We start from the raw sequence: 9,766 nt of genomic DNA on the forward strand, positions 1-9,766 counted from the left end.
TTTCTTCCATTCACCTCGCAGCGTAATTCCTTTCGGAAGCAGCAGATTACCTCTAATTACATATTGTCCTTCCGGTACAAACAACGTTCCTCCGCCTAATGTACCCAACTGGTTAAGCAGGTTCTGAAATTGCTGAGTAACATCTGTACTACCATCGCCTGTGATACCGAAGTCTGCTACTGAATAGGCAATCACAACATTGTCTTTGGTCGGATATTTCGTGTTAACCAATCGCCAGTTCTGAGCAGAGACGATCGAACAGGTGAACAGAAAAATAGTACAAAGCCAAATCGTAGCCGATAATCGTGTTTTATGTTTTGGTGTTTGCTTCATTCTTTTTCATCCATAAGTATATATCACGATCTGATTTTCTTTATCAAGTAATCGGCTGCACTATATATTCAGACAGCAGCCTTCTTCTGGTGCTGCTGTCTAAACAGTATCATCCTATACTATAGGAGAATAAAATCGTGATTAATGATTTGATTAAGGAAACATGGCTGTCCAAACACCGCAGTGATGGACAACCATAACCATTCAACTAACCGTCTAATCTGTTTTTTCCAGTTTTAGCCAGGAAGGTCTTACATTCTGTTCCGTATTGGTGAAGCTTACAACAAAACCAGCTGATACTTTTTTAGGAGCATCTAACGTGAATTCTATACTCGTTGATCCATCGTTGCCCAGACCGGCAAAGTTTGTTGATGCCAGTGCTGCAGTAGGCAAGTCTGCTATATCCGGCAGTATATCTCCCACGGCTGCTGCTATATATCTCGGGTCGCTGCCATTGTTACTAATGATCGGGTTATCTCCGGCAAGACTCATGGTAAATTTATAGGAGCCTGCAGGAAGATCGAATGTTTGAAAGAGTTTACCATTCACAATCTGTGTTTCACCAGCGCCCCATCTTTCAAATCCAAGACTCTTTTTATCATTGGCCGGGCCTTCCCATCCGCCATCATAGCCACCTCGGCCATCGCGTGTGCGCATAGCATCGTTGGTAGACCAGTTCAGTAAATTTCCCCAGCGGTTGCCATCCCAGTCAGCTTTATCAAATGGCCATTGTGCATTCTTGAAAAAGTTATCAGGCACTTCGTTCGGATCATTGTGAGCATCTGCCGGCACTACTATTTTTACGATCTCGGTATAATTATACTTTCTGTTAGCATCGTTTACATTGGCACCCAAACGAACATAGTACGTATAGCCTGGCTTTACCGCGAGCGGGCCTATGCGATATATACCACTCGTTTCAACATCACCTACTTCTTCCATCCACGATTTGTTGATCTGCTTCCGCTGGTTATTATACTCCGCGAGGTCAATAAAATTATTCGCCCCGCAAAATTGATTAAGACTCAGGAAAGGTTTGATCTCAACAAGATTCGGAAGTCCATCGCGAATAGGAGCTTTCAACTGGCAGCTCAGGGTTAATTTCAATCCGTTCAATGAAGTTTCAAAGCCGAGTAATTGTAAATAGGGAGTGACGGTGAAATCCTGTTCGGTGGTTCCTTTGAACTCAACATTCTTAACAGTATCAATCGGCCAGAAAGCACCACCATATGGAAGCATATCGTAGGTACCTCCGAAAAGTTTGCTATTGTTGTATGAACCATCCTGCATTACAACAAGTGATTGCGCTGTAGGTGCAGACTGCTTCCACGATCTTTCCCAGATACGAATGCCCCAGTCGTTTTGTGCGGTAAGCAGATTCTCTCCGGTAAGGGCATCAATTACTCTGCCGTGAACTCTTACGTTGGGTTCTTCCCAGTTGTCTACTTCCATACAGGAAGTAACTGCGAACAGCATTACTCCCAACAGGATATATAGTATATTTTTCATAGTGTTCATCTCAATGGTTTAAGAATTAGTAAAGCGGATTTTGAGGCAAGAGGTTATTGTTCTTACCGATCTCTCCCCACGGAATTGGCTCGTAATAACATTGCTTGGAGGCAGTCCAGCTTCTGTTCCACCGGTTTATTTCATCCAGGTATATATACTTGCCTTCATCGGCTACATAGTAGCAGCTAAGCACGCGGTGACGGAACTGATTCAACACCTGGTCTGCAGTTCTCCATCTGCGGAGATCCCACCACCAGTGATTCTCACCATATAGTTCGCGCTCGCGTTCATCGCGGATAAACTGCAACGACTTCTCAATAGAATAAGGATAGTTCGCCTTGTTGATGGTGCCTATATTGGTTGAAGACATATCGATAACAGGACGAGGTACTTTAGAACCAGCACGTGTGCGAATCATTTCTATATAGTTGAAAGCTTCTTCTCTATGACCTAATTCATAAAGTGCTTCTGCTGTATTGAGGTATATTTCCCCAAGACGGAACACTACCCAATGCTGATCGCTGCGATATTCACGCACATCACTTGTCGGTCTGGATGGATCTACATATTTACGAATGAAGGCAGATCCCCAGCAGTTGTTTTCTCCTCCCTGATCCTCAAAGTGTCCGTGCGCTCCGGTAATGTTATAGGTAACTCCGTTGATGTTTGTTGTCCATCCTCTGCCACCGAGTATACGATTATCTGCATTGTTGATCGGTGCAGCACTGCTACCCTGATCAGCATCGGAAGCGAGGCCATCAAAATTTTTGTAAATACCTCTTTGAATGCTGAAGGTCTTGCCACGCAGTTCATCACCATCAAAGAACATAGTACCGCGCATGCGTGGCTCCATATCGTTTTTGATATCACCGCGATTGTCAAACCGAACCGGTGTTCCGTCCGGATTAACGATAGCAGGCATCTCATACAATTCCATGAAATCAAGTGGCGGATAACTTTCTGCTCCAACAAATGAAGACATATCCGGTTGAGGAGACATCAATGCATCATAGCTGTGACGCAGACGTGTATTACCAGGAGTCGTTATATTATAGTCCTTGATAAATATACTTTCAGGAGATCCCGGATCCAGGAAAAGATCAGCAAAGTTCTTGGCCTTATCAGCATCTTTGTTGTACAACGAAAACGGACCTGCTTCTACAACTTTACCGGCATCAACACAATACTGAAAAAATTCATCGGCCTTCGAAGGATCCATTCCAGCCATACCTGCACTGGTGGCTGCTTCACCCTGAAAACCTAAATACTGACTATATTTAGCGATAGAGCCTGCATAGAGCATGGTGCGCGACAATAAAGCAGCAGCCACATACTTATTTGCACGACCTGTCTCATCCGTGTTCGCTGACATGTTTTCAATGGCGAACGTCAGATCTTCATAGATTAATTTCCAGGTATCGTATTCTGTATTGCGAGGCACTTCAAGTGTCTCCTTCGGGGCAAGCGGATCCTGCACATCTTTAACGAGCGGAACACCACCGTAACGTTTAGCCAGACCGAAGTAATAGAAGGCGCGTAAAAAATGTGCTTCGCCCAGCAGCTTGTTATATACATCTTCGGTATAATTATCCCTATAGTTAGGAAAATTCTCAATGAACGTGTTCACGTCACGAATACGATCGTATGGCCAATAAGCAAAGCCATCGTTATCAACCAGCACCCAGGTATTAAAAAATTCACCACTCATGTTTCCAAGGCTTTTCTTGCCTTGTTCCCAGTAGTTATCCGGACGATATGCATGGTCTGAGTCTGTTCCGTAATACAGGAAATCTTCTATCGGAAGACTGTTATATATAGCCGCGAAGTATTTCTTCACACCATATTCATTACCGAAGAGTTCAGGTTCACCCAATATACCTTTGGGCTCCAGGTTCAAATCCTGGCAGGAAAGAACTCCGATACAAAAGAGTGTTATATATATAAGTTGTTTTTTCATAGTAGTAGCTCTTTCAGAATTTGACTGTTGCTCCGATTGTATAGGTCTTGTTCACCGGGTAATTATAGAATTCTATATATGCATCGCCTGTGCCTGCAGTCGGGCGTTCCGGGTCTGTATTTTTCAGTCCGGTAAATGTCAGCAGGTTGTAGGTGCTCACATAAAATCTTAAATTCTTCATTTTGATTTTAGAGAGCCATGCACTGGGAAGTGTATAGCCAATCTGCGCTGTCTTTAAGCGCATATAGGATGCATTCTGAACACCATTGGTACCGGTGCGTCTTCCATCATGACCTGTAACCGGATAGTAGCCGGCAACCCATTGTGTATTAGGATTAAAGTAATCTGCATTGGGATCTACCGGGCGCCACCGGTCTGTAAAGTAGCTCAGGGTATTCTGTCCACCGAAAGGCAATGCTTCTGTGAGTACTTCAGCATACTGTACATATACTCCCCACGCACCTTGAAAATCCAACGCGAGGTCAATGCCTTTCCATGTTCCTCCCAGAGATATACCATAGTTAAATACCGGGCGACCAACAGAAGCTATAGGATGTTGATCGGCATCATTGATCACACCATCCTGGTTCCAGTCGTTCAGCACCCAATCGCCCGGCAGTGTATTTTGCCCGAGGGGAATTTGGTAATTCTGTATTTGATCGTAGCTCGTGAGTTGTGTTTGAGATTCATTACCCCACCATATATCACTATAGCGTCCACTGGTACGGTTCCTCCATCGATCGTATGAGTTACCGGCCGGAGTTTCAAGCCAACTGGTTCTCATATTCTTTGTTGCTGAAACCTGTCCGCTTACATAGTATTTAATGTCTTTGAAGGTGTTGTCATATCGCAATGCTATCTCATATCCGAACTGACGATCTTTGTTCAGGTTTTCTTCGGGCAACGTAGCACCTGCTGTTCCGGGAATTACAGCGGCACTGGTTTCCAATAAACCGCTGCGGTCACGCTTATATATATCTACACTACCGGTAAGTTTCTGATCGAGAAATCCGAAGTCAAGACCAGCGTTATACGTATTAGCCGAGTACCACGTCAGGTTATAGTTAGGTATACCTGTGTTGGATACACCACCTGTCAACACACCATCATAGAACCATCCGTATTCATTACCATTTAAACTATACCCTATAGCTGGAGGATAATTTATTCTAAGACCACCATCATCGGCCATCTTTCCATAAGAACCTCTTACTTTCAGGTTGCTGAGAAATGTTAAACTGTTCTTGATGAACCCCTCCTCACTGAGACGCCATCCTGCTGAGAATGCAGGGAAGAAACCAAAACGACTGCCTGCAGGAAAACGCGAAGACCCATCGTAACGAAATTTGAAGTCGAATAAATACTTACCCCTGAAATCATAATTCAATTGTCCTATCAAAGATTGAGTGGCCCGGTCAAAAACCTGTCCGCTCGTACCCTGTGTAGCCAATTGATGAAGATCTTCACCGGCAGATAAGTATTCAGAATCCACCATCAGGTCGCGATAGAGACTATAGTTATCCGTGCTGTTATATCGCTCTTCGTAAATAAGAAAGCTGTTAACGTTGTGATCGTTGAAAAAAGAGTGGATATAGTGCAAGCCCAACTGCATGTTGGTGCTATAGTTGAGAAAGAAAGTTTTTGTAACACCGGAAGGTGTATTCCTTGCAATAGGTGAATATGTATCGGCATCCGGATTATACCGGTATAATTCGTAAGCTCGCTTGTAGCTGGTGATTACCGGTGTATTGGGCGAATAGTCATATATACCCTTTGCCGACAATCCTTCAATTCCCGGAATGTCATACTCCAGTGTGAGTGTTCCATTGTATTTACGATCATCGGTAATGTTATAGCCTACATAATCCGAGTTGGTTTGCACGATCATATTGGCACCTTCATTCAAAAGCTGCGCATCGCCATTAGGATATTCCGGATTATCATTAGCATAAAAGGGTGCATCCGGACGGGTTAACCACGTTAGTTTGTAAGTACTCCAACCAGTTCCATTCGGTTGGTGAGTATTAACCATGATAGCTCCGAGAGAAATTCTCGCGCTTAATCTCTTCGTGATCTGAGCATCTATATTGGTGCGCATGTTCCAGCGTGAAGAGTAATAATCACCGCTCTTATAAGAACCATCCTGCTTGGAATACCCGAGGTTAAAGAAGTATCGTATCTTATCACTTCCTCCATTTATACTCAGGTCGGTTTGAGATTGTGGTGTAGTTTTTTTAAACACCTGGTCAAACCAGTCATACGATGTTTTAGTACCGTTACGATATTCCTCAATCTGAGCATCGGTAAACATCGGGTTTGTGCGGACAAAGTAGTTTTTCCCAAAGTCCTGCCAGTTCTGTTCATTTCTCAACGTCATGTAATCAGCAGCGCTAACACTTTTCGGCACATACAGAAATTGTTGCCAGGATGTACTGCTATTTAAAGTGACATCCACTTTGCCATCAGGGTTTGCTATACCTTTTTTAGTGGTGACCACCACAACACCGTTCGCTGAACGCAAACCATACACAGCGGCACTACCATCTTTTAGTATCGTTACACTCTCTACTTCTTCTGAGCTCATGCGCGAGAAAAAATCTTTGTCGCGAACTATACCATCAATCACAAACAACGGATCGCCCATACCACGAATGTCGATTTGCGTATCGTAAGCACCGGGCGCGGCACTTTTCTGCACGATCCGTACACCCGGAAGTTTACCGGTCAGAGAGTTCAACACGTTTTCGTTTTTGGTGCGAACAATGTCTTTGTTATCGATCACCGATATAGCACCTGTCAAGGTTGCTTTCTTCTGTGTGCCGTAACCCATCACAACAACCTCATTGAGTTTTGTAACATCAGCCACGAGAGAAACATCAACAGTCGAGAGCGCCCCCACCGTAACACGTTGCGTGGTGTATCCTATAAAGCTGAACACCAGCACAGATTCATCGGAGGGAATATTGATCGCAAATTTTCCATCCGCATCCGTTACTGTACCGATAGTAGTCCCCTCAATTAATACACTCACTCCGGGAAGCCCCGAGCCATCTTCATCAGTAACCTTGCCTGTAATATCTCTGCCTTGATGCGCTGCCACCAATGTGTTATTGTCTCCGACATTGTTATGTGACGTCTCGGCCCCCACTTCATTTCTTGTACTTCCAGGTACCTGGATAGACACATTATCAACCGTTGAAAAGAGATCCCTTTGTTGCGCTTCGGAATGTTTAATCCTCGATTGAGAAGCGGCCTGGGGCAATCTGACCAACGTTCTCTGCGCTGAGGCCACCGGGCACCAGGCCAGAGAAAAAAGTAAAAACATGTAGATTTTACCCATACAATTGAACTTTAAGGTTTAGAGTTTAAGAATTATGTTACCGTTTGCGACTTGCCTTTCAATCGTTCGCGGTAATCAAACTTAGGTTGGTTCAATTAATTTTCTCTTAAATCCCTATTAATGCGAGATTTTTTAAAGAAAAACTTCTCCGGAATAGTGGTGCATCTAAAAAATTAGGGTCTCGAATGTTGAGATCTGAGGTCGCGACATACGGCCATGAAGCTGAATTATTGATGGCTGGCGATTAGATGGAAGGTATATGCAGTGCCTTTTACTCCAAAGGTTATTTCAACCCGGAAAATATCCCCATAGCTTTTTTGGATGGTGATATAATTTCAAATTAAGAAACGCTTACATCCAGGTTTTAAGTCAAAATTAATTGGCCGTTAATCAGGTTGGGATTACTTCGAAACCGATATACAACCTTGACGACCCATGATAACACGATTGATACTCCTCCTCCTGTTTGCTATAAACATAGGATACGCCCAGAACCCGGTAAGCGTAAAGAGCTTTGGTGTAACGCCCGATAATACACCAGAGGCTAACAAGATCAATTTGCAAAAAGCAATTGACTGGGCATCTACTGTAGGCGCTGCTATTTTTATTGAGCCAACAGATGAACCCTACCCGATCGCTGGCGGAATTATCTTAAAACGGAACGCATCACTGGTGGGTGTAAACGGCCCCACGCCAAGAGGCACCGTTCATGCTTCGAAAAAACAACCCGTGGGAAGTGTATTTAAAATCACAGACCGAACGCAAGCATTTATCACAGTCGAATCCAGCACACAAATAAAAGGGATCCAGTTCTGGTATCCGGAACAGACGATGAATAATCCCGATGCGATTATTCCATATCCACCTACAATACAAGTATCTCAAACAAGCATGACGCAAGGTGTATATCTTTCATGTCTCACATTTTATGGCGAATACCTGGCGATGGATTTCAATGCACCGAAGAAATTTCCCTGTGAGCTTATGACGTTCGAGCATTGCTATGGATATCCTTTAAGTGGTGAGTTTATTCGCATCGACTACTGTTACGATGTGCCGAGGATTCTCCATTGTCATATCAATCCTTCCATTCAACGCTTCATACGAGGTGGATTTAGTCGCAGTGTAGTAGATGCTGTTATTGCCAGAAAAACTTTTGCCTACGTCATCAACCATACCGACAATGCGCAGTTGATGGACCTGTTTACATTTGGTACACATGGAGGAATTTTGTTGGGCGATGAAACCTATGGACAATTGACCAACTTCAATTTTGATTGTGTGACGGTTGGTATATATAAAAAGGGATCGAATACAAAAAACAGAAACTGGCAGATAGCACAAGGATCTATTATAGCCAACTGCGGAAATAGTGTACACGAAGTACATCCGATCATCATTGAAGGACAGGGACACACTGCGATCACGAATGTAGAAGCATTCTCCGGTGGAAACGGAGCGTTAACTACTGTGAAAGAAAATCAATCCTGGGACTATATGCTGGTGAGGGGTGATCAAAAATTGACGATAAGTTTATTCGGAAGTCGCATGCGTAATTATGCCTCCGATCATCCATTCACCATTGAAAACAAACTGGCCGTAATTCAAGCAGTAGCTTGCATTGATAAGGATGAAAAAGAGTTTGTAAAGTAGTGGTGAGAGTCCGGAAGACGGGAAGCTATTACTTTCTTACTTCCGGGCTTTCCGACTCACTTACTATAAGCTCTCACTATAAATTCAACAATCGGTGCCGGATTGGGCAGACTATGCGGATGATGTTTGAAGCCGGGTTTAATGATGAGGTCGATCTTCCCTCCCAACGATTTTATTTTCTCAACGAAGGGAATTGTGTTTTCGCTCATCGGTACATCTTCGTCAGCATCACCACATACATGAAGCATGGGATATCCGCCTGTTGCAATAGCTTCAACTCTATTGATGGGACTACCCTTGAATGCAAGTGCTTGTTCATCGGAGGCTAACTTGTAATCTTCCTTGAACAATTCCCACTCTTTACGGTTAGGCACGTTCTTTTTATACTGACTTCCCGGCCAGCTTAAAAGATCGAGCACCGGGTTGTCTACATATACTGCTGCTACTTTTTCCGGATTCTTCGCTGCCCAGTTATATACATATACAGCACCACGACTCATGCCTTCCATGGCTGCTTTTTTGTTCAGGCCAGCGCTTGTCAAAAAACTATAAAACTTATTCCACCTTTCGATCGCCTCTTCGTTTCCAAACAACTCGGCAACATCGCAGTATACTAGATGATAACCACGTTCAAGCAGTGCTATATCCAGCTGTGGTTCATGCCCCCAGAACCGCGCGCGCCAAATCCAGCTTCGCTGTTTATTCGTCCATTTTGGTTTTACGATTTTACAATCACGATCAAACATCCTAAACGACATACATTCGTAGCCCATGAACGAACTGGTGTCTCCCTGAACCTTTACGTGCTGAAAAATATTGAAGCGTGTATCGCGCGATTGCGTAAGCAGTTCACTTAATCGTTTTGCCATCGCAGTAGCACCTTCAAAGTTTGGATGAATGCCATCCAGGTATAGATCAGGGCGTCCCAGGAATAAAGTATAAAGATCAGCTATTTCAACGCGCTCCCTATACGC

Annotated in this window: 6 protein-coding genes; 1 reads left to right on the forward strand and 5 read right to left on the reverse strand. The window is 43.8% G+C overall.

The annotated features are described in order from the left end of the window. The 4 genes from VIN08_RS22255 to VIN08_RS22270 all read right to left on the reverse strand — a co-directional run. On the reverse strand, window positions 1–333 hold a 333-nt coding region (locus VIN08_RS22255; protein ID WP_331970006.1), incomplete at its 3' end, for a glycosyl hydrolase family 28-related protein. A gap of 216 nt (window positions 334–549) precedes the next feature. Continuing rightward, the gene (locus VIN08_RS22260; protein ID WP_331970009.1) at window positions 550–1,842 is read right to left on the reverse strand and encodes a DUF5013 domain-containing protein; all 1,293 of its coding nucleotides are present in this window, start codon (window positions 1,840–1,842) and stop codon (window positions 550–552) included. A 25-nt stretch (window positions 1,843–1,867) separates the two neighbouring features. Further along, window positions 1,868–3,799, reverse strand: a complete 1,932-nt coding sequence (locus VIN08_RS22265; RefSeq protein ID WP_331970012.1) for a RagB/SusD family nutrient uptake outer membrane protein — start codon at window positions 3,797–3,799, stop codon at window positions 1,868–1,870. Between the two features lie 13 nt (window positions 3,800–3,812). Further along, on the reverse strand, window positions 3,813–6,983 hold the full coding sequence (locus VIN08_RS22270) for a TonB-dependent receptor (RefSeq protein ID WP_331970015.1): 3,171 nt from the start codon (window positions 6,981–6,983) through the stop codon (window positions 3,813–3,815). Window positions 6,984–7,574: 591 nt separating this feature from the next. Between VIN08_RS22270 and VIN08_RS22275 the strand changes: the two genes are divergently transcribed. Next, window positions 7,575–8,792 carry a hypothetical protein gene (locus VIN08_RS22275; RefSeq protein WP_331970017.1) on the forward strand — a complete coding sequence of 406 codons (1,218 nt, stop codon included), beginning with the start codon at window positions 7,575–7,577 and terminating at the stop codon, window positions 8,790–8,792. Window positions 8,793–8,848: 56 nt separating this feature from the next. Here VIN08_RS22275 and VIN08_RS22280 read toward each other — a convergent pair. After that, the coding region (locus tag VIN08_RS22280; RefSeq protein WP_331970020.1) for a prolyl oligopeptidase family serine peptidase at window positions 8,849–9,766 on the reverse strand (918 nt) is incomplete at its 5' end.

Source organism: Ohtaekwangia sp., assembly GCF_036568665.1.
Lineage (GTDB): Bacteria > Bacteroidota > Bacteroidia > Cytophagales > Cyclobacteriaceae > Ohtaekwangia.

Coding starts and splice junctions, on each gene's coding strand:
- VIN08_RS22260 (WP_331970009.1), bottom strand. CDS start 1,842: ATGAAAAATATACTATATATCCTGTTGGGAGTAATGCTGTTCGCAGTT.
- VIN08_RS22265 (WP_331970012.1), bottom strand. CDS start 3,799: ATGAAAAAACAACTTATATATATAACACTCTTTTGTATCGGAGTTCTT.
- VIN08_RS22275 (WP_331970017.1), top strand. CDS start 7,575: ATGATAACACGATTGATACTCCTCCTCCTGTTTGCTATAAACATAGGA.